The organism is Serratia sp. JSRIV006, assembly GCF_019968685.1.
In the GTDB taxonomy this organism is placed as follows: domain Bacteria; phylum Pseudomonadota; class Gammaproteobacteria; order Enterobacterales; family Enterobacteriaceae; genus Chania; species Chania fonticola_B.
This window is the reverse complement of sequence record NZ_CP074137.1, coordinates 2,125,656-2,145,584: the sequence shown is the minus strand read 5'-3', so window position 1 is coordinate 2,145,584 and position 19,929 is coordinate 2,125,656. Positions and strand designations below refer to the sequence as shown.

At 54.2% G+C, this 19,929-nt stretch carries 18 protein-coding genes; 2 read left to right on the top strand and 16 right to left on the bottom strand.

Annotated features, from left to right (window positions below):
* The first annotated feature begins 66 nt into the window (after window positions 1–66).
* Window positions 67–840: an envelope biogenesis factor ElyC gene (gene elyC, locus KGP16_RS09890; RefSeq protein WP_021804908.1), complete on the top strand. Its 774-nt coding sequence runs from the start codon at window positions 67–69 to the stop codon at window positions 838–840.
* Here the strand turns inward: elyC and KGP16_RS09885 are convergent.
* The 6 genes from KGP16_RS09885 to KGP16_RS09860 form a co-directional block, all read right to left on the bottom strand.
* The gene (locus KGP16_RS09885; protein ID WP_059200397.1) at window positions 837–1,733 is read right to left on the bottom strand and encodes a YcbJ family phosphotransferase; all 897 of its coding nucleotides are present in this window, start codon (window positions 1,731–1,733) and stop codon (window positions 837–839) included. The genes elyC and KGP16_RS09885 overlap by 4 nt on opposite strands.
* A 134-nt stretch (window positions 1,734–1,867) precedes the next feature.
* A complete protein-coding gene (kdsB, locus tag KGP16_RS09880) occupies window positions 1,868–2,617 on the bottom strand; it encodes a 3-deoxy-manno-octulosonate cytidylyltransferase (protein ID WP_021804910.1) in 750 nt (249 codons plus the stop codon).
* The gene (locus tag KGP16_RS09875) at window positions 2,614–2,796 is read right to left on the bottom strand and encodes a Trm112 family protein (RefSeq protein ID WP_021804911.1); all 183 of its coding nucleotides are present in this window, start codon (window positions 2,794–2,796) and stop codon (window positions 2,614–2,616) included. Before KGP16_RS09875 ends, kdsB begins: the two co-directional genes overlap by 4 nt.
* Window positions 2,797–3,067: 271 nt before the next feature.
* Window positions 3,068–4,294 (bottom strand): winged helix-turn-helix domain-containing protein, encoded by a 1,227-nt coding sequence (locus KGP16_RS09870; RefSeq protein ID WP_094982376.1) that lies wholly within the window; start codon window positions 4,292–4,294, stop codon window positions 3,068–3,070.
* A gap of 110 nt (window positions 4,295–4,404) precedes the next feature.
* Window positions 4,405–4,626 carry a cold-shock protein gene (locus tag KGP16_RS09865; RefSeq protein ID WP_021804913.1) on the bottom strand — a complete coding sequence of 74 codons (222 nt, stop codon included), beginning with the start codon at window positions 4,624–4,626 and terminating at the stop codon, window positions 4,405–4,407.
* Window positions 4,627–4,847: 221 nt separating this feature from the next.
* On the bottom strand, window positions 4,848–5,057 hold the full coding sequence (locus KGP16_RS09860; RefSeq protein WP_021804914.1) for a cold shock domain-containing protein: 210 nt from the start codon (window positions 5,055–5,057) through the stop codon (window positions 4,848–4,850).
* 518 nt (window positions 5,058–5,575) lie between these two features.
* On the opposite strand from KGP16_RS09860, the gene KGP16_RS09855 reads away from it, so the two are divergent.
* The gene (locus KGP16_RS09855) at window positions 5,576–6,982 is read left to right on the top strand and encodes a VOC family protein (RefSeq protein ID WP_209522288.1); all 1,407 of its coding nucleotides are present in this window, start codon (window positions 5,576–5,578) and stop codon (window positions 6,980–6,982) included.
* A gap of 1 nt (window position 6,983) precedes the next feature.
* Here KGP16_RS09855 and lpxK read toward each other — a convergent pair whose 3' ends face one another.
* The 10 genes from lpxK to ansB all read right to left on the bottom strand — a co-directional run bounded on the left by lpxK (window position 6,984) and on the right by ansB (window position 19,920).
* Complete coding sequence (lpxK, locus tag KGP16_RS09850) at window positions 6,984–7,961, bottom strand: tetraacyldisaccharide 4'-kinase (RefSeq protein WP_021804916.1); 978 nt, start codon at window positions 7,959–7,961, stop codon at window positions 6,984–6,986.
* Entirely contained in the window at window positions 7,961–9,706 is a 1,746-nt protein-coding gene (msbA, locus tag KGP16_RS09845) for a lipid A ABC transporter ATP-binding protein/permease MsbA (protein ID WP_021804917.1), read from the bottom strand. Before msbA ends, lpxK begins: the two co-directional genes overlap by 1 nt.
* Before the next feature lie 35 nt (window positions 9,707–9,741).
* Window positions 9,742–11,973 (bottom strand): ComEC family protein, encoded by a 2,232-nt coding sequence (locus tag KGP16_RS09840; protein WP_245398418.1) that lies wholly within the window; start codon window positions 11,971–11,973, stop codon window positions 9,742–9,744.
* 288 nt (window positions 11,974–12,261) lie between these two features.
* The gene (gene ihfB / locus KGP16_RS09835) at window positions 12,262–12,546 is read right to left on the bottom strand and encodes an integration host factor subunit beta (RefSeq protein WP_004928264.1); all 285 of its coding nucleotides are present in this window, start codon (window positions 12,544–12,546) and stop codon (window positions 12,262–12,264) included.
* A 62-nt stretch (window positions 12,547–12,608) separates the two neighbouring features.
* On the bottom strand, window positions 12,609–14,285 hold the full coding sequence (gene rpsA / locus KGP16_RS09830; RefSeq protein WP_021804919.1) for a 30S ribosomal protein S1: 1,677 nt from the start codon (window positions 14,283–14,285) through the stop codon (window positions 12,609–12,611).
* A gap of 191 nt (window positions 14,286–14,476) precedes the next feature.
* Window positions 14,477–15,166: a (d)CMP kinase gene (cmk, locus tag KGP16_RS09825; RefSeq protein ID WP_021804920.1), complete on the bottom strand. Its 690-nt coding sequence runs from the start codon at window positions 15,164–15,166 to the stop codon at window positions 14,477–14,479.
* Window positions 15,167–15,358: 192 nt separating this feature from the next.
* Window positions 15,359–16,645, bottom strand: coding sequence for a 3-phosphoshikimate 1-carboxyvinyltransferase (gene aroA / locus KGP16_RS09820; RefSeq protein ID WP_179247831.1), 1,287 nt, complete (start codon window positions 16,643–16,645; stop codon window positions 15,359–15,361).
* Between the two features lie 116 nt (window positions 16,646–16,761).
* Window positions 16,762–17,847 carry a 3-phosphoserine/phosphohydroxythreonine transaminase gene (serC, locus tag KGP16_RS09815; protein WP_021804922.1) on the bottom strand — a complete coding sequence of 362 codons (1,086 nt, stop codon included), beginning with the start codon at window positions 17,845–17,847 and terminating at the stop codon, window positions 16,762–16,764.
* 248 nt (window positions 17,848–18,095) lie between these two features.
* Entirely contained in the window at window positions 18,096–18,788 is a 693-nt protein-coding gene (locus KGP16_RS09810; protein ID WP_059200392.1) for a DUF421 domain-containing protein, read from the bottom strand.
* A gap of 85 nt (window positions 18,789–18,873) precedes the next feature.
* The gene (ansB, locus tag KGP16_RS09805; protein ID WP_037375004.1) at window positions 18,874–19,920 is read right to left on the bottom strand and encodes an L-asparaginase 2; all 1,047 of its coding nucleotides are present in this window, start codon (window positions 19,918–19,920) and stop codon (window positions 18,874–18,876) included.
* Window positions 19,921–19,929: the final 9 nt, after the last annotated feature.

Sequence of the window (19,929 nt, the reverse complement as noted above, 5' to 3'; positions counted from 1 at the left end):
ATAAATCTTCTTGCAGCATGAATGCGGCCAGATGTCGTTTTTTCGCCCAAAAGGACCTGATTTTTGATGTTATTTCACTTAAAAAAATTTATTGGCGGCCTGATGATGCCTCTACCCGCCCTGCTGTTGTTAATGGGGCTGGCATTATTGCTGCTGTGGTTTACCCGTTGGCAGAAATGCGGCAAAGTCATATTAAGCCTGAGTTGGCTGCTGTTGCTGTTGCTCAGCCTGCAACCGGTCGCCGATCGCCTGTTGAAGCCGTTAGAATCCAGTTACCCGACCTATAGAGGCAACGGCCAGATTGACTATATCGTGGTGCTTGGCGGCGGTTATACCTATAACCCGGACTGGGCCCCCAGCTCTAACCTGCTCAACAACAGCCTGCCACGAGTGACCGAAGGCGTCAGGCTATACCTGTCGCACCCGGGTAGCAAGATGGTCTTTACCGGTGGAAAAGGCGCGAAAACGCAAAGCAGCGCGGCCACCGCAGCACTGGTGGCGGAAAGCCTGGGCGTACCTGCCAACGACATCGTGCTGGTGGACCGCCCGCGGGATACCGAACAGGAAGCCGCAGAGGTCGCCAAATTGGTGGGGAAACAGCCGTTTGCGCTGGTGACATCCGCCAATCACTTGCCGCGTGCCATGCGTTTCTTTGAGGCTCAGGGCCTGCATCCAATCCCGGCTCCGGCCAATCAACTGGCCATTACCTCACCGCTGAATATCTGGGATCGGGTGATGCCTTCCGCGATGTTCCTTGGGCACAGCGAACGGGCGGCATATGAAACGCTGGGCAGCCTGTGGCAGCAGCTAAAAGGGGATGGTGAAGTCAGCAGCAATTAGTGAGCCAGCCAGGGCCGTAGCTGTTGTGCGGCCTGATCGAACGCCGGGCGATCCAGCTTGCCGGTATGGATCATCCTGGCTACCGCCTCCCACACCACATAAAGCCAACGACGAGACAGGAAAGACTCCGCCACTGGCGCACGCTGTAGGTAGTGGAACAGCAATTGATCCGGCATCCCCGCCTCGCAAAGCCTGAACAGCTCATATTCCCGTGGCGCCCACAGCATCATGCCTGGGTTGAGCATCGCCAGCAGTTGGTCGGTTTTGGCATCTTTCAGCATGCTGCGTAACCCCAGATTACCGTGCACCAGCACGCAAGGGTCATCAAAATCGGCAAAGAAGTCGATCAGCATTTCGCGCGTGCGGTACAGCAGGCGGCGGTCTGCCATGCTTAACAGCGGCGAGTTCATATTACCCAGAGTTGACCAAAGTACTTCGATACGCTGCTGGTACCAACTGCACCAGTCATTCTCCTGCGTGCTGTCAACCGTGCCCACGCAGCCGTGGCTATCGATACGGTGCCAGGCCAGCATGCCGTCGACAATCTGGTCCATCAAGGCTTCCCAACGGGCCAAAGTCCGGGTTGGAGCCTCGACCGAGACGCCACGCAGGCGTTCGATCAGCAATATCTCTTTGTAGGGCGCTTGCCGGGTGTAGACCACGCCAAACACCGTTGGCAGACGAATGTCCCCTTCACGCGCCAGCATGGATAACTTGTAAGCTTCCTGCTGGGCAATGCCCTCACAGACGAAGCTTTTCGCCATCAGCGGGATCGCATGATCCTGGCGATCGTACAGTGAATACAGATGGGCATAAGGCTGTTCGCTGACGCGTTCCAGACGACCGACGGACTCTCCCAGCACAATACTCAATTCGGCACGCAGCTGCTCCATGGAACGACCCCCTCCACATTAAGGATAAGCAACTGTCATCATTGAACGGTGAGCGGAGAAATTCTTCAATGCAGATCAATAAAAAGGGTAAATCAGGGAATTGAGATGGCCGGGGTCTCCGGCCAATAGGCGACTCAACGCTTGATGCTGTCCCGCACTCGTTGCAAGTCTTCCGGGGTATCGACACCGACGCTCGGAATGGCCTGCGCCACCGCGACGTGGATCTTTTCGCCGTACCACAGCACACGCAACTGCTCCAGCAGTTCAATCTGTTCCAGCTGGCTTGGTTGCCAGTTGACGTAGCGGCGGACAAAACCGGCGCGGTAAGCATAAATCCCGATATGCCGCAGCAGGCTATTGCCAATAGTCTCTTTTGATTGAGCAAAACGCTCACGATCCCAAGGGATGGTGGCACGTGAGAAATAGAGCGCATAGCCTTGCGCATCCATCACCACCTTGACCGCATTCGGGTTAAAGGCTTCTTCTGCGGTTTCGATCGGTACCGCCAGCGTGGCCATCCCTGCGCTACTGGCCGCCAGGTTTTCTGCCACCTGACGCACGATAACCGGCGGGATCATCGGCTCATCGCCTTGCACATTGACAATGATTTCATCATCGGCAAAGCCACATTTTTCGATCACTTCCGCCAGGCGTTCGGTGCCGGAATGGTGGTCCGGGCTGGTCATGCAAACTTCACCGCCGGCAGCCTCAACCGCTTTGGCCACCTCAGGGTGATCGGTGGCGACAATCACGCGGGAAGCCCCTGATTCACGGGCTCGTTCCATCACATGCACCACCATCGGCTTACCGTGGATATCCGCCAACGGTTTACCCGGCAAGCGGGTGGACGCATAACGCGCCGGGATGATAGCGATAAAACTCATGCGTGTTTCTCGTCCAGTGGGATGGTGCGCGCTTCGTTTTCCAGCAATACCGGAATACCATCACGTAATGGGTAGGCCAGGCCGTCCAGTTTGCAGACCAGTTCCTGATGTTCTTTGTTGAAATAGAGCTTACCGTTGCAAACCGGGCAGGCAATGATTTCGAGTAAACGGTGATCCATGCTTCCTCCAGGGGAAGATATGCTAACAGGGAAAGTGCGTGAGGATAGCATAACGCCATAGGACCGGTTAATCACCGCCTGATTTGCTCAGACGGTTGCCGAACGGGAAATTTTTCTGCGGGGGTTGAATCACTTCATTGGCAGGCGTAGAATTTTTTGTGACTTACATCACAAAAAAATGAGAGCCTGCAAATGATCAAACGTCTTCATAAAATCATCGCGCTGTTTGCCAACTACAGCAACTAACAAAGCTTAGGGCGAAGGGCGTTAGTTATTCTACTTCCCAGCCCTGCCCCCACTCTGCGGCCAACAGCGCCGGAACATCGCCCAGCGAAATCTGCTGCGCCCCGTGCCATTTCGCCGTACGGGTGATTGCCTGACGAATATCCTGACAACGCTGCTTACCCAGCTTGACCCCAGATTCAAGATGGAAACTGATCGCTTCAAACACGCCCTGTTTGCGGTGCATTTTCGCATCCACCCGGCCAATCAGTTCACCCCGTTGCAACAACGGCAAAGTGAAATAGCCGTACTGGCGTTTTTCTTTTGGCGTGTAGCATTCCAACCGATAGTCAAAGTTGAACAGTTCCAGCGCGCGCCGCCGATCCCACACTACCGGATCAAAAGGAGACAGCAGGCAAGTTACCGTGGATTTCAACTTCCCTTGTACCGCCAGCGCCAACTCGGCTGCCAGCGACTGATGGACATAAAATTCCCCTTCCAGCCCGTCGATAGCGATCTGGGAGATCTCTCCCTGCTGTAATAGCGTTGCCAACAACGGTCTGGGGGCGACGCGTTTCAAGCGGTAATAATCCGCCAGCCATTCGGCTTTAAACACGCCGAGATAGCGGCAACTGCGGGTGAGCATCTGTTGCTGCGCCGTCGCCTGAGGTAAGGCATGTACATCATCATCCCACTGCGGCAATAAACGTTCGGTGAGATCGTAGACACGGTGAAAATTACGGCGTTCAGCCACCATCAACTTGCCAGAGGTAAACAGAATTTCCAGATGACGCTTTTCCGGCTTCCAATCCCACCAGCCGTTAGCGCCTTTCTTTTCGGCGCTAAAATCGGCCGAACGCACCGGCCCATTTACCGCGATATGCTGTAGCAGTTCATCGATAGCCTGTTGGTGCTGTTGCACCCATTCCTGCGAGTATTTCCACCCCATCCCCTGCGGTTGCAGCATGCGGTGGCGTAACAGACCAAAGTCATCGATAGGGAGAAAACAGGCTTCGTGTGCCCAGTACTCAAACAGTTTGCGGCTAGCCAAGGCCTGTTCCAGCCACTCTGACCGATAATCGCCCAAGCGACTGAACAGCACCAGGTAGGGGCTGCGGGCCACCACGCTGATGGTGTCAATTTGCAGCAACCCCATACGATCGATGGCGGTAATCACATCATCGGGGCAAGCCTGGCGTTTGATCGGGGATAGCAGCCCTTGAGCGGCAAGATGAAGCGCGCGGGCAGAGGAAAGCGAAATAACGGGGATTGGCATCCTGATATCCAAGGGTCATTGAGCAATGGCCTGATGATAGAGGATCCTGGAGAAATTTTCTTCGCCAGTGCATGGGGTGGCGGCACCGGCACTGGCGAGGAAAGTTTGGGTCAGAACGCGATAACGTCTGCCGCTGACAGCCCGTGAGAGCTACGATAAATCGAGAACTCGACGTTCTGACCTTCGTTTAATGACTTGTTCTTGGTATTGGCGATAGCACGGCGGCTAACATAAATTTCGTCACTACCATCGACCGGTGAAATAACACCATAGCCTTGAGCCTGATCAAACCATTTCACTTGGCCCATTTTTAGCATTGTATTCTTAAACATATTTTATATCCTTTCACTTGAGCATCCTTCACAACGTTATTTTTGTTATTGTGTGGACGCTACCAGCCCATCCTAAAGTTTCTCGTAACAAACCTCTCGTGAGCAAAAATTAAAAAACCCGCACTACGGCGGGCTGTTTGAGCTTAATATCTTCCGCATAACTCAGCATAAACGCGTCATTATGGTTGTATTAAGCTCTCTATACGCTATTCCCTGTAAACTTACAGAGCAACAACGTTGGCGGCAGCCGGCCCGCGCGGGCTGTCCTGAATGGTATACTCAACACGCTGGCCTTCTGCCAGAGTCTTGAAACCTTCGGTCATGATTGCAGAGAAGTGTACGAATACATCTTTGCCGCCATCTTGTTGTTCAATGAAACCAAAACCTTTACTTTCGTTGAACCACTTAACCTGACCAGTCTTCTTAGACATTACTATTACCTTTTAAATATTTACAAAAACCTGCCCTATGGCAATTTGGCCGTTTTTCAGAATCATTACTTATGGGGGGTACTTAGAAGGTTCGTCTTTGAAGCGGAATCAGATGATAACGTCTTGGGAGGAACTACTTAATCTATACTCGTACATAAATAGCGCTGCATCACAGCGCCGGTATGCATTAACTCATAAACTCATCATCAAGACAAGAGGTTTATCACACTTTTTAGCTATATCCGCCAAAAATATTCCTATCACACTGATTTTCAAAATTTAAACCCCTCTTTTTTTTAGCTCACCGAAAGAGCATTTCGCTCATCACTCACCACTTGGGGTGATACCTGCAAATGAGAGCCAACGCATAAAACACTAATATCGTTAGCCAATCGATAACAAATCACGAACCAACTGACTAGACTTGAGTCAAAAACACGGTGAGGTGTCATCTGGCCAGCACTATTGGCGGCCTAAACCGCATTTTTCAGATTTTATTGAGCTAAGGAGCTAGCAGTATGATCGACCAGCACTTCGTCTCGCCGAATGACATTCGCGCCAAATTTTCCCTGGCAATGTCGGCCATGTATCAACAAGAGGTGCCACTGTACGGTGACTTGATCGAACTGGTCGCTGAAACCAATCGGGAGGTGCTGAGTAAAGATTCAGCCTTGGCACATGGGTTGCAGATTACCGGTGAAATCGGTCGATTATCGATGGAGCGCCACGGCGCTATCCGCGTCGGCACGGCAGCTGAATTGCAGACTTTACGACGACTGTTTGCCGTCATGGGCATGTCTCCTGTGGGTTATTACGATCTCACCGCTGCTGGCGTCCCTGTCCACTCCACCGCCTTTCGCGCCGTACATGAAGCCGATCTGCAAGTCAGCCCGTTTCGCATCTTTACTTCGTTGCTACGGCTGGAACTGATTGAGAATGTGGCGCTACGCGAGCTGGCACAGCGGCTGCTGGATCGCCGCTGCATTTTTACCGAGCGGGCTTTGGAGCTGATAGCGTTACATGAAGTTCAAGGTGGGCTGGATGCCGAACAGGCGCAAGAATTCGTTGCCCAGGCGCTCGAAACCTTCCGTTGGCACCGTTTGGCCACCGTCAGCGCCAGCGAGTATCAACAGTTGCACAATCAACATCGCCTGATCGCCGATATCGTCGCCTTCAAAGGGCCGCATATCAACCACCTGACACCAAGAACGCTGGATATCGATCGAGTACAGGCGGCAATGCCAGAACGCGGGATCCCGCCTAAAGCGGTGATCGAAGGCCCACCTACACGCAACTGCCCTATTCTGCTACGCCAGACCAGTTTCAAAGCGTTAGAGGAACAAGTCCTGTTTATCGAACCCGACGGTCATCAGGTTGTGGGCCATCATACCGCGCGTTTCGGCGAAATTGAGCAACGGGGCGTAGCCCTGACCGCCAAAGGGCGAGCGCTTTACGATCGCCTGCTGCAGGCCGCCCAGGATGCATTACAGGTTCCGGCTACGGAAGATAATGCTCCACGCTATTACCAACTGCTGGCTGAGCATTTCCAAGCCTTCCCGGATGATTACAATACACTGCGCGTGCAGCAATTAGCCTGGTTCCGCTATTTCCCTACCGAATGCGGGCTGGCGGCTAAAGAGACCGTTGAGCAGCACAGCACGCTTGAACAGCTCATCGCACTGGACTACATCCGCTTCCAGCCGTTGGTGTATGAGGATTTCCTGCCGGTCAGCGCCGCCGGAATTTTTCAGTCTAATCTGGGGGGGAGCCGCCATGCGCAATACGCGGCGTCATCAAGCCGTGCGGCGTTTGAACAGGCATTAGGGGCAGGCGTGATCGATGAGTTGGCGCTTTACCAGCAAACACAGCAGCGCTCACTGCAAGCTTGCGCGCAAGCCTTGGGCTTGCACGCTTTGGAAGCTTAGATTATTTGATTAACTTCTGGATCCCTTGCAACAGTCGCTCGGCCTGCTCGGTGGGAAGTACCGCTTCAACCGGTAAATACCACCAGTCAGGCTGGGCAAAGGCACGGCATTTCACCGCATCCTTCTCGGTCATCAGCAGCGTTTGGCCTTGGCTCGCCAATGCGGCTAACTGCCCGTGGTTGTATTCCTGGTGATCGGCAAAAGCAACCTCGCGCTCGACTTCAACTCCCAACTTTTCTAACGTGGCGAAAAATCTTGGAGGATGACCGATCCCTGCCATCGCCACCACGTGGGGCAATTCGATCGCCGGGCGGCGTTCACCGCTGGCGATATTTACCGCATCCTGCGCCTGGAGCTTCATGGCGATTTCCCCCGGCTGGGCAACACCGCCATTTGCCACACAGGCATCCACCGTCTTTAAGCGGGATACACGCTCACGCATTGGGCCAGCGGGTAGCCACCAGCCGTTGCCGAAGCGACGAACGCCATCGATCACCACCAGCTCAAAATCACGCTGTAAAGCATAGTGCTGGAGGCCATCGTCGGTGATGATCAAATCAAGCTTGCCCTGGTTCAACAAGGCTTGCACCGCTTCGGCGCGCTTTGGCGAAATAGCCACCGGTGCCCCGGTGCGCTGAAAGATCAGCACGGGTTCATCACCGGCCTGCCGGGTGGTAGTCTGAGCATCCAGCACCAGCGGATAGACCGCCGACTTGCCGCCGTAACCTCTGGAAACCACGCCGACCCGGTAGCCACGCTGTTGCAGCTGTTCAACCAACCAGATCACCATCGGTGTTTTACCGTTGCCACCCGCAGTGAGGTTCCCCACGATAACCACCGGCACCGGCGCACGCCAACTCTTGCGCAAGCCACAGCGGTAGCTAAGGCGGATCAGGCCGCTCACCAGGCCATACAGCCAGGAGAGCGGCAACAGCAGCAGGTAAACCAGTGAACTACCTGACCAGATGCGCTCTATCATTACTGACCAAACTGCATGCGGTGAAGTTGTGCGTAAGCCCCTTTCTGCTCGATCAACTCGGCATGCTGGCCACGTTCAACGATACGCCCATCTTCAACCACCAGGATCTCGTCGGCTTTCTCGATAGTCGACAGACGGTGGGCAATCACCAATGAGGTACGGTTTTTCTGCAGTTCGTCCAAGGCCGCCTGGATCGCACGCTCGGATTCGGTATCCAGCGCGGAGGTGGCTTCATCCAGGATCAGGATTGGGCAATCTCGCAGCAAGGCACGAGCGATGGCAATACGCTGACGCTGACCACCGGAAAGCATCACGCCGTTCTCACCGATCACCGTATCCAGACCCTGCTCCATTTTATCAATGAAGTCGGTGGCATAGGCCATGCGCGCCGCTTTCTCGATCTCTTCACGGCTGTAGCGCTCTTCACGAGCATAGGCAATGTTGTTGGCAATAGTGTCATTGAACAGGTGGACGTTCTGTGAGACCAGGGCAACCTGATCGCGCAGCGAGGCCAGGGTATATTCCCTCAGGTCGTGGCCATCCATCAGGATCTGCCCTTCCTGCACGTCGTAGAACCGCGTCAGCAGGTTGGCAATCGTCGATTTACCCGAACCAGAACGACCAACCAACGCCACCGTTTTACCTTCTGAAATGCTCAGATTGATATCACGCAGCGCTGGGATCTCGCGCCCAGGATAGGCGAAGGTCACATTACGGAATTCGATATCACCTTTGGCACGTTCAACCTGGCGGGTACCGGTATCCTTTTCCTGTTCCAAATCCAGGATCGAGAACAACGTCTGGCAAGCCGCCATCCCGCGCTGGAACTGGGCATTCACGTTGGTCAAGGATTTCAGTGGGCGCATCAAGGCAATCATGGCGGAGAACACTACGGTAATGGTACCGGCGGTCAGCGTATCCATCACGCTAGGGAAGCTTGCTGCAAACAGCACAAACGCCAATGCCAATGAGGCGATCAACTGAATAATAGGATCGGCAATAGAAGAAGCCGAAACCAACTTCATCCCCTGCTGACGCATGCGGTTACTGACGGTGTTGAAGCGCTCGGTTTCCACCTGTTGGCCACCAAAGATCAGCACTTCTTTATGCCCTTTCAGCATCTGTTCTGCACTGGTCGTCACCTGCCCCATGGTGTTTTGCATATTTTTACTGATATTGCGAAAACGTTTGGAGACCAGGCGGATTGCGAAGGAAACAATCGGTGCCAGCACGATCAGGATCAGTGAGAGCTGCCAGCTGTAATAAAACATCATGATGAACAGGCCGATGATCGAGGCCCCTTCACGCACCACGGTCACCAACGCGCTGGAAGAGGATGAAGCTACCTGTTCCGAGTCGTAGGTAATACGTGAAAGCAGAGTTCCTGTTGATTGCTGGTCAAAAAAGGCCACCGGCATTCGCATCATATGGCCGAACAGGCGGCGGCGCATCTGCATTACCACCATGCCAGACACCCAGGAAATACAGTAGCTGGAGACATAGCTGGTGATGCCACGCATCAGCATCAGGCCAATCACGACCAACGGCATCCAATGCAAGACTCGGCTATCGGCTTTACCAAAGTCGTCTAATAACGGTTTGAGCAGGGACAGCATCAACGTATCCCCCGCGGCGTTTAAAACCAGCGCAATGGCGGCGACCACCAACCCGGTTTTAAACGGTGTGATCATCGGCCAGAGGCGGCGGAACGTCTGCCAGGTGGACAGATCTTTATCATTCATCATGCAAATACCAGCATCGGAAGAAATAGCGGCCCATTCTACTCATTATCCCCCTCAACGCCAAACCGCTGATGATACCAACGTGGATTTAGTTGTTCGCGAAAGCCTTTAACTTGCCAATCATGACGATAAAAATACACGCTGAGCTGCCCTGAGCGGGCCGTATCACGCCAGGGAATGTGATTTTCCCGATAGCGTTTGACTATTTTTGCTGCCGGTAACCGCCAAGCGTTATAGCGGGATGCCGAGGCAAACGCCAGCTCGGGGGCAACGGCACGCAAAAATGGCGGCGTTGAAGATGTCTTGCTGCCGTGATGTGGCACCTGAAGGATAGTGCTGGGTAAATTCGCACGTTGTTTCAGCAATGCCTGCTCAGCTCGGCGTTCAATATCACCCGTCAGCAACAGGCTGAACTTGCCGTCATCGACACGCACTACGCAGGAATCATCGTTAGCGGCATAATCCACCCTTGCAGGAGGCCACAACACCTGAAAGTTTAGCTCTCGCCACACCCATCGCTGCCCTTGTACGCAAGGCAGGTGGCCAACGTTAACGATCGGCGTACGCACGCTGGCCTGTGGAAACGCCGCTTCGAGTACCGGCAAGCCGCCGATATGATCCAGATGGCTATGGCTGATCACGATTTGCTCCAGCGAGATCTGCCGCCAACGCAGGAATGGCAAAATGTTGCGCTCTGCCGCGCTGGAGGCTTGCCAGCGGTTGCCCGTATCAAAGATGACGGCCTTACCTTCTCGCTCGATCACCACCGCCAGGCCGTGCCCTACGTCGAGCATATCTACCCGCCAGCGATAATCTGGCGATCTTTCCCGCCCGAATAGGCAACCTAGCACCACAACGGCACAACCAACAGGAAAGTGATACCACCAGCGAAAACGCCAGCAAACCACGGCTAACCACCCAAGGGCGCTAAATTGCAGCAAGGCAGCCCCAACCTCTAGCCACCCTTGCTCGAGCCCGGGAAGCGGCCATAAGGCCCAACTGACGGTAAGATCGGCCAATTGCCAACACCAGTGGCTTACCGGCGGAATAAAAAACAGCATCAATGCCAACAATATCAACGGAACCGACAGCAGAGAAACGATCGGTACCGCCCAAAGGTTGGCGGGTAACGATGTCCAGCTCAAGCCATGAAACAGGCCAAATTGTAACGGCATCAGCAATAGCGTCATACCTAGTTGCATGTGTAGCCAACGCAGAGGTGCCCAACCCCAAGAAGTGCTGAAGCGCCTGGGCAACGGTGCCCATTCGAACCAAAAGATTAAGGCCGCAACCGCCAGGGCGGAGAGCCAGAAGCTGTCCGAAAGCACCGACATAGGATCGCACAGCAACAGCAGGCTGATACACCACAGCCAGATTTGCCAGGAAGTGCAGGAAACTCCTTTAAGGCGCAGCCAAAGCCACAGAGACAAGGCAATAAAGGCCCTCATTGCCGGAGGTTGCCCACCTGCCAACCACACATAGCACAGCGCCATCAACCAACTGACGACCAGCGGCAAACGGTAGCCGATGTAACGCGCGGGCAATAAAAACTGCACGCCACGCGCCAGCCCCCAGGCAAAGGCAGCGGCCAGGGAAATATGCAGGCCAGAAATGGCCATCAGGTGAGCCACGCCGGTTTTCATCAGTTGCCCACGCAGTTCATTACTCATCAGCGAGCGTTCGCCAAACGCCAGCGCCAGCAACACCGGGCGTTGCGTCAGTGGAATGAACGATTGATCCATTTGTTTGACGATCAGTTGGCGCCAGTTGCAGCCCTTATCCAGTGCCGTTGCAGAACGTACAAAGCCACGCAACGGTTGCCGATTAGCAATGGCCCAACGCTGCCCGTCAAAGCCTCCTTCATTCAGGCTGCTGTGTACCGGGCGGAAGCGAACCTTCATTGCCCAACGTTGCCCCGCACAGGGCTTTTCGCCACGCCAGTTTGCCGTAAAGGACAATGCAGGAACCAGCCATCGCCCGCCAACCTGCTCAATACGCAGTTGCACCTGTGGTGTTTCAGCCCCGTTCAGCCAAATGCTACGCACGGAAGCAATCACGGCTTTATCGCCGCTGGTCGTCAACGTTGCAACTTGCTGCATCAACAGGCTGGCACTGCCAGTGGCGTAGATAAAGCCCAGCAGGCAGCAGCATAGTGCCTGGCGCCATGGATTCGACTTATATCGCCAGAGCCACAAAGCCGCAACGGCTAGCCCCATCAATAAAGGCCACGATGGTAAGTGGGGCAAAAACAGTATCGGCAGCATCCCCATCACCAAAGCGATGGCGGCCCTATCCAGTGAGATCCTGATTTCCGCGCTCCTTGCCAAGTTTATCCTGCAACAAATGTGACTTCTCAGACGAATAACCGCCAGTTGCAGGTTGCTACTCAGGAAAGGAGGTCGTAAACAATCGGTTGGCTATTTGGCATTTGCAGGAAAGGTTGCGGAGCGGAGCGCAAATTTTGGCAGGTATGGGAGGGTTTTCAGGCGAAAAAAAACGGCACCCTAAGGCACCGTTTTATATTCTTTACAAGCAACAACACTATGGGTGGTCAGCGACTAGCCATAGATATTGGCACGGTCACGTAACTCTTTACCTGGCTTGAAGTGAGGGACGTACTTGCCGTCCAACTCAACTTTGTCACCCGTTTTAGGGTTACGGCCGACGCGCGGAGCACGGTAGTGAAGAGAAAAACTGCCGAATCCGCGGATCTCGATGCGCTCACCTTCGGCTAGCGTAGCTGCCATGTGTTCGAGCATCTCTTTCACTGCATCCTCAACGGCCTTCGCCGGAATATGAGATTGCTGGCCAGCAAGTCTTTCAATAAGTTCAGACTTGGTCATAGTTCCTCCAAGCTTTGCAGCTAAACTACCGTATCGGGGCGGTCAGAAACCGCCCCCCGTCATTACTCGCCTTTAGCCGCTTTGAAAGCTTCAGCCATAGCGTTAGAGAAGTTGCTTTCTTCCGGTTTGGTGTTGTTAACCGTAGCGATTGCATCTTTCTCGTCAGCTTCGTCCTTCGCACGGACGGACAGGCTTACAACGCGGTTCTTACGGTCAACGCCAGTGAATTTAGCTTCAACTTCGTCACCAACGTTCAGAACCAGAGTTGCGTCTTCAATACGGTCGCGAGAGGCTTCAGAAGCACGCAGGTAACCTTCTACGCCGCCTGCTAATTCAACTGTAGCACCTTTGGCGTCAACTGCAGTGACTTTACCAGTAACAATAGTACCTTTCTTGTTCATAGACAGGTAGTTATTGAACGGATCTTCAGCCAGTTGCTTCACGCCCAGGGAGATACGCTCGCGCTCTGCGTCAACTTGCAGAACCACAGCTGCGATTTCGTCGCCTTTCTTGTATTCACGAACTGCTTCTTCGCCTGCAACGTTCCAGGAGATGTCAGACAGGTGAACCAGGCCGTCGATGCCGCCGTCCAGGCCGATGAAGATACCGAAGTCAGTGATAGACTTGATTTTACCTTCAACGCGGTCGCCCTTGTTGTGGGTTTCTGCGAACTGCTGCCATGGGTTGTTTTTGCACTGCTTCAGGCCCAGGGAGATACGACGACGTTCTTCATCGATGTCCAGAACCATCACTTCCACTACATCGCCCACGTTAACAACTTTGGACGGATGGATGTTTTTGTTGGTCCAATCCATTTCAGAAACGTGTACCAGACCTTCAACGCCTTCTTCGATTTCCACGAAGCAGCCGTAATCAGTCAGGTTGGTAACACGACCAGTCAGCTTGGTGCCTTCTGGGTAACGTTTAGCGATAGCAACCCATGGATCTTCGCCCAGTTGCTTCAGGCCCAGAGATACACGAGTACGCTCGCGGTCGAACTTCAGCACCTTGACAGTGATTTCGTCGCCCACGTTGACAATTTCGCTTGGGTGCTTAACGCGTTTCCAAGCCATGTCAGTGATGTGCAGCAGGCCGTCAACGCCGCCCAGATCCACGAATGCACCGTAGTCAGTGAGGTTCTTAACGATACCTTTAACTTCCATGCCTTCCTGCAGGTTTTCCAGCAGTTGATCGCGCTCTGCGCTGTTTTCGGATTCGATTACTGCACGACGAGAAACAACAACGTTGTTGCGCTTCTGATCCAGCTTGATGACTTTGAACTCAAGCTCTTTGCCTTCCAGGTGCAGAGTGTCGCGAACTGGACGCACGTCAACCAGGGAACCTGGCAGGAACGCACGAATACCGTTCAGCTCTACAGTGAAGCCACCCTTAACTTTGCCGTTGATAACACCGACGACAGTTTCAGCTTCTTCGTAAGCTTTTTCCAGCGTGATCCAAGCTTCGTGACGCTTAGCTTTCTCACGGGACAGCAGAGTTTCACCGAAGCCATCTTCAACAGCGTCCAGCGCAACGTCAACTTCGTCACCAACCTGGATTTCCAGCTCGCCCTGGGCGTTTTTGAATTGCTCAGCCGGGATGGCAGATTCAGATTTCAGACCGGCGTCAACCAGTACGACATCTTTATCGATAGCAACAACAACACCACGAACGATGGAACCCGGACGGGTTTCGATTGTTTTCAGGGATTCTTCAAAGAGTTGAGCGAAAGATTCAGTCATGTTTAATCTTCAGGGTTCTATAGTTTAACGTCCATTTAGCGTCCCGCCGAATGGGGTTGTTTCACATACCTTGCCATTGGCTTCCTGCCGACAAGGTTTAGGTTACAGGGGTAAAATTTTACCCGATATATTCAGTTACTGCTATGCAGTACGATGACAAATATGACAAAAAGCTAAAAACGCCGCCGCGCTTATTGCTGCGGCAACGCCAAAACTTCATGTGCATATGCCAACGCCCGCTGGATCACTTCCTCGATCGACATGCTGGTAGAATCCAACACGAGGGCATCGAGAGCCGGTACCAGTGGCGCAATAGCCCGATTACGGTCACGGTCATCCCGTTCCTTTATCTCGGCTAAAAGACGTTCAAAGTTAACATTAAAGCCCTTTTCCTGCAACTGTAGCATGCGACGATGCGCACGCTCTTCGGAACTGGCGTCAAGGAAAATTTTAACCGGCGCATCCGGGAACACCACCGTGCCCATGTCACGGCCATCGGCGATCAGGCCCGGTGCCTCGCGAAAAGCGCGTTGGCGGCGCAGCAGCGCCTCACGAACTCGTGGGAATGCGGCCGTTTGCGAAGCCGTATTGCCAACGGTTTCGGTGCGGATCTCATTACTGACGTCCTCACCTTCCAAAATAACCTGCAGCTTGCCGTCCTGAGCAACAAAGCGGACGTCGAGATGGGCGGCCAAGGGGACTAACGCCTCTTCAGAGGTGATATCCACCTGATGGTGCAACGCTGCCAGGGCCAGTACGCGATAAATCGCGCCGGAATCCAGCAAACGCCAACCAAGGGATTCTGCCAGCGCCTTGCACAGCGTGCCTTTGCCTGCACCACTTGGTCCATCAACGGTTATCACCGGAACTGTAGCCGTCATTTCACTCTCCTTCAGGTAGGAACCTCACAGGAACACGCCCTGCTGTCTGCCCAAGTAGGAGCAGATTCGGGGGCGTATTATACGCGCCTGTGGAGTTTACTGTTACCGCGAACTGTCTGATTGCCGAAAAGATGGGCACTAATCGCAAAAAAGGCCTCAAACGAGGCCCATTGATAACGGATATAGAGAAGATTAGGCCAACTGGCTGATACGCGCCAACTGCTCAAAATAGTCCGGGAAGGTCTTGGCGGTACACTTCGGATCAAGAATGGTCACCGGCGTCTCGGACAGCGCCACCAGCGAGAAGCACATCGCCATACGGTGATCGTTGTAAGTGCCGATCTCGGCAAACTGCAGCTTGCTTGGCGGCACGACGTGGATGTAATCCTCACCTTCATCCACCTCGGCGCCAACTTTGCGTAGTTCTGTTGCCATCGCCGCCAGACGGTCGGTTTCTTTTACCCGCCAGTTGTAGATATTGCGGATGGTGGTCGGCCCGGCCGCGAACAGCGCGGTGGTGGCAATGGTCATCGCCGCATCTGGAATGTGGTTCATGTCCATATCGATGCCTTTGAGCTCACCGCGGCTGCACTCGATAAAGTCATCGCCCCAGGTGATGTGCGCGCCCATTTTTTCCAGCACGTCGGCAAATTTGGTATCGCCCTGCACGCTTTTCTTACCGATACCGGTAACACGCACTGTGCCGCCCTTAATCGCCGCAGCGGCCAGGAAATAGGATGCTGAAGAGGCATCGCCTTCTACCAGATAGTCGCCTGGTGAACGGTAAGTCTGCTGCCCACGGATATGGAACACGCGATAGTTGTCGTGCGTGACTTCCACGCCGAAAGTCCTCATCAGGTGCAGGGTAATATCGATATAAGGTTTGGAAACCAGCTCACCCAAAATATGGATAGCGGTGTCTTGGGCCGCCAACGGTGCCATCATCAGCAAGGCGGTCAGAAACTGGCTGGATACGCTGCCGTCAACGCTTACGTCGCCGCCGCGGAAACCGCCACGCAGGCGCACAGGTGGATAATCGGTTTGTTCAAGGTAATCGATTTGCGCCCCGCCCTGGCGTAAGGCATCCACCAGATGGCCGATCGGGCGCTCTTTCATGCGCGGTTCGCCGGTCAACACCACGTCGCCCTCTCCCAGACACAGTGCTGCCGCTAATGGACGCATTGCCGTACCGGCATTACCGAGGAACAGCTCCAGCGGCTGCGCGGCAACCAACGGGCCAGCATTACCCTCAACGGAACAGGTGGTGCGATCGTCGGAGAGCTGGTAACTCACTCCCAGCGCCTGCAAGGCATTCAACATATGACGCACGTCGTCGCTGTCCAGCAGGTTGGTCAGCCGGGTCGTTCCCCGCGCCAGTGCAGCCAGTAGCAAAGCCCGATTGGATACGCTCTTGGAGCCGGGTAAGTTGACGGTGCCATCGACCAAAGCAACCGGTTGTAACGTCAGGGAATCCACCATGTGAACAAAACTCTCCAGAATCTGATAAACGAAACGGCCCCGGGATAATGCCGGAGCCGCTTTAATGCAAAAGGACAACAGCGGTACGACCGCCCGTTCAATGCGGGCGGTGGCAATCAACCATGGCGGCGTTCAAAGTCGACCATAAAGTCGGTCAGGGTCTTCACGCCGGCCAGCGGCATCGCATTATAGATGGAAGCACGCATGCCGCCTACTACGCGGTGGCCCTTCAGCGCCTGCAGGCCAATGGCTTCTGCTTCGCTCAGGAACACTTTATCCAGCGCAGGATCGGCAAGCTGGAACGGCACGTTCATCCAGGAGCGGTTGGCAACGGCCACACGGCTACGGTAGAAGTCCGACTGATCGATAGTGCTATACAGCAACTCGGCCTTGGCCTGGTTACGCTTTTGCATTTCCACCAGGCCGCCCTGCTCTTTCAGCCATTTGAATACCAGGCCAGACAGATACCAGGCGAAAGTTGGCGGCGTGTTGAACATCGAGTCGTTTTCTGCCAACACGGTGTAATCCAGGATCGACGGGACTTCACGGCGTGCTTTACCCAGCAGGTCATCACGCACAATCACCAGCGTCAGGCCAGCGGGGCCAATGTTTTTCTGTGCGCCCGCATAGATAACGCCGAAACGGCTGACGTCCAACGGACGGGAAAGGATGGTCGAAGAGTAATCGCCAATCACCACTTTATCGCCAAAGTCTGGCGTTTCATCAATGGCCACACCGTCAATGGTTTCGTTCGGACAATAGTGGACGTATGCCGCGTTATCGCTCAGTTGCCACTCTTTCATCGGCTTGATGCCGCTTAAGCCGTCAACGGTGGTTTTGACGTCGATCACGTTGGGTTGGCAGTATTTTTCCGCTTCGGTGATCGCGCTGTGCGCCCAGTAGCCACCATCGATATAGTCGGCGGTGGTGTTATCACCCAACAGGTTCAGTGGCAACGCGGCAAATTGGGCACGGGCACCGCCGTGGCAGAACAGCACTTTATAGTTGGCGGGGACTTTCAGCAGATCGCGCAGATCCTGTTCGGCCTGTTCGGCGACGGCGATAAATTCTTTACTGCGATGGCTGATTTCCATCACCGACGTGCCAAGACCGTGCCAGTTGCACAGCTCTTGTTCCGCACGACGCAACACTTCAACCGGCAGCATCGCCGGGCCTGAGCTAAAATTATAAACCTGAGTCATTTCCCCTCACCACATTCACTGTGCGCCGTAAAAATCGGCTTTCGACATATGCCCGAAGTTAACGCTGATGTTAACCAACTCTATCGGTTTTATCACTCACGTAACCCGGCTGCAATGCTTATTGTTCCAAGGGTGAGAAACTGGCGAGGCCGCAAATAACAGGCTCTGCGGCCTCAGGGTTTATTTATGCCATAAAACGCTGTGACACTGGCGTATTCAGCGGGTTAACGCGGTTTTTTGTGCTGTATTCAGCTTACCCGGCTATGGGACAAGGCTGCGATCCATTTACGGTTACCACAGCGTGGGCAGTCGTGTTCGGGTGATGGCGTCAAGGTGGAGATCAGGCTACACATCCCGCAGGCATAGTCACCCTCCACATCAATCTCAACCACGCTTTTGACGCATTGTGCCGGTAACACTGGTAATCCTGGCCGTACCTGCTCATCCGGGTAGAAATACACCGATATGGTGCCGTTCACCTCAAGGATGGCCAATCTCACCTGCCCAAGGTGCTCAACACCGGCCTGACGGAGTTCCATAAAGAACTCATCATGGGTGATATTTTCCCGGCACAGGATATCCCAATCGAACAGCCCCTCACTGACCAGAATCAGCGGCTCGCCCTCCATCCAGGTCTGGAGTTTTTGAAAGCGATCCATCAACCAGGTGGAAAAACGGTACATCACCATCATACAAACGAAAACCATCAGCACCGGTAGCAAAGGAACATCGTGATAAAACGCGACGTCACCCGCGGCGGACCCCAGAGTCAGGATGATCAGCACTTCAAACAGCGACATTTGGCGTACGCCACGGCGCCCGGTCATTTTTAAGAAGATAAACACCAGCAGAAAAGTGAACAGGCAGCGTAGCGCCACCTCGGCCAGGAACTCTGGCGTGGTCTCGTCAAATGCCATTCTTTGGATATCAAATGCCTGCATGAAATCGTTCCTGCGAAAAGAGATTTCCTACAGCATAGTCGGAGCGGGGAAAATGGGGGCATTACGCCCCCACTTGAGTCAGGGATCAATACTGATTAAACATCGCCTGGATCTGTTTGGCGTCTTTGGTTTGAGTTAATGCCAGTTGCAGCAGAATTCTCGCTTTTTGTGGATTCAGCGTTCCGGCTGCCACAAAACCGAGTTTAGTATCATCCACTTCCGCATCTTCAGTAGTGGAGCCGGTAGGCACACGGGAGGAACGCACTACCGCTACGCCGTTATGGGCCGCCGTGGCCAGCGTATCAAACACGGTTTTATACAGGTTGCCATTACCCACCCCGGCGCTGACGATCCCTTGATAACCTTCGGCGATCAGCGCCTTGGCTGGCGCGTCGGACGCGTTAGCATAGTTATAGATAATACCAACCGTCGGCAGCGTACTCATCTGGTCGACGTTAAACGGCGTTTCGCTGGTGTGCTTGCGCTGTGGCGAACGTTGGTAGTCGATTTTGCCGTTGTGGATGTATCCCAACGGGCCAAAATTAGGTGACTGGAAAGTCTGTACGCCGGTGGTATTGGTTTTGGTCACGTCGCGGCCATCGAGCACCGTATCATTCATCACCACCAGCACGCCACGCTTGGCCGATTGAGGGTCAGCGGCTGTGACAACTGCGTTATACAAGTTAAATGGACCATCGGCACTCATGGCCGTTGCCGGGCGCATCGCCCCCACGATCACGACCGGCTTATCGCACTTGACGGTGAGATCCAGGAAATAAGCGGTCTCCTCCAGCGTGTCGGTACCGTGGGTGATCACGAAGCCATCGGTTTTGGCACAGTCCGCATTGATTTTCTTGACCAGTTTGAGCCAAACTTCGTCATTCATATCCTGCGAACCGATGTTGACCACCTGCTCGCCCTGCACGTTGGCAACCTTTTTCAACTCCGGCACCGCATCCACCAACGCCTCTACACCCAGTTTACCTGCGGTGTAGTTAGACTTGGTGGCCGAGTCGCCGCCACCAGCGATAGTCCCGCCGGTGGCCAGCAAGGTGATGTTAGGTAACGCCAGTGCCGAGCCGCATGCCCCGGCCAACAGTAGTGCCAACACGCTGAGTTTCACTGATTTCATTACGTTTCT

Coding starts and splice junctions, on each gene's coding strand:
- elyC (WP_021804908.1), top strand. CDS start 67: ATGTTATTTCACTTAAAAAAATTTATTGGCGGCCTGATGATGCCTCTA.
- KGP16_RS09885 (WP_059200397.1), bottom strand. CDS start 1,733: ATGGAGCAGCTGCGTGCCGAATTGAGTATTGTGCTGGGAGAGTCCGTC.
- kdsB (WP_021804910.1), bottom strand. CDS start 2,617: ATGAGTTTTATCGCTATCATCCCGGCGCGTTATGCGTCCACCCGCTTG.
- KGP16_RS09875 (WP_021804911.1), bottom strand. CDS start 2,796: ATGGATCACCGTTTACTCGAAATCATTGCCTGCCCGGTTTGCAACGGT.
- KGP16_RS09870 (WP_094982376.1), bottom strand. CDS start 4,294: ATGCCAATCCCCGTTATTTCGCTTTCCTCTGCCCGCGCGCTTCATCTT.
- KGP16_RS09865 (WP_021804913.1), bottom strand. CDS start 4,626: ATGTTTAAGAATACAATGCTAAAAATGGGCCAAGTGAAATGGTTTGAT.
- KGP16_RS09860 (WP_021804914.1), bottom strand. CDS start 5,057: ATGTCTAAGAAGACTGGTCAGGTTAAGTGGTTCAACGAAAGTAAAGGT.
- KGP16_RS09855 (WP_209522288.1), top strand. CDS start 5,576: ATGATCGACCAGCACTTCGTCTCGCCGAATGACATTCGCGCCAAATTT.
- lpxK (WP_021804916.1), bottom strand. CDS start 7,961: ATGATAGAGCGCATCTGGTCAGGTAGTTCACTGGTTTACCTGCTGCTG.
- msbA (WP_021804917.1), bottom strand. CDS start 9,706: ATGATGAATGATAAAGATCTGTCCACCTGGCAGACGTTCCGCCGCCTC.
- KGP16_RS09840 (WP_245398418.1), bottom strand. CDS start 11,973: ATGGGGATGCTGCCGATACTGTTTTTGCCCCACTTACCATCGTGGCCT.
- ihfB (WP_004928264.1), bottom strand. CDS start 12,546: ATGACCAAGTCTGAACTTATTGAAAGACTTGCTGGCCAGCAATCTCAT.
- rpsA (WP_021804919.1), bottom strand. CDS start 14,285: ATGACTGAATCTTTCGCTCAACTCTTTGAAGAATCCCTGAAAACAATC.
- cmk (WP_021804920.1), bottom strand. CDS start 15,166: ATGACGGCTACAGTTCCGGTGATAACCGTTGATGGACCAAGTGGTGCA.
- aroA (WP_179247831.1), bottom strand. CDS start 16,645: ATGGTGGATTCCCTGACGTTACAACCGGTTGCTTTGGTCGATGGCACC.
- serC (WP_021804922.1), bottom strand. CDS start 17,847: ATGACTCAGGTTTATAATTTTAGCTCAGGCCCGGCGATGCTGCCGGTT.
- KGP16_RS09810 (WP_059200392.1), bottom strand. CDS start 18,788: ATGCAGGCATTTGATATCCAAAGAATGGCATTTGACGAGACCACGCCA.
- ansB (WP_037375004.1), bottom strand. CDS start 19,920: ATGAAATCAGTGAAACTCAGCGTGTTGGCACTACTGTTGGCCGGGGCA.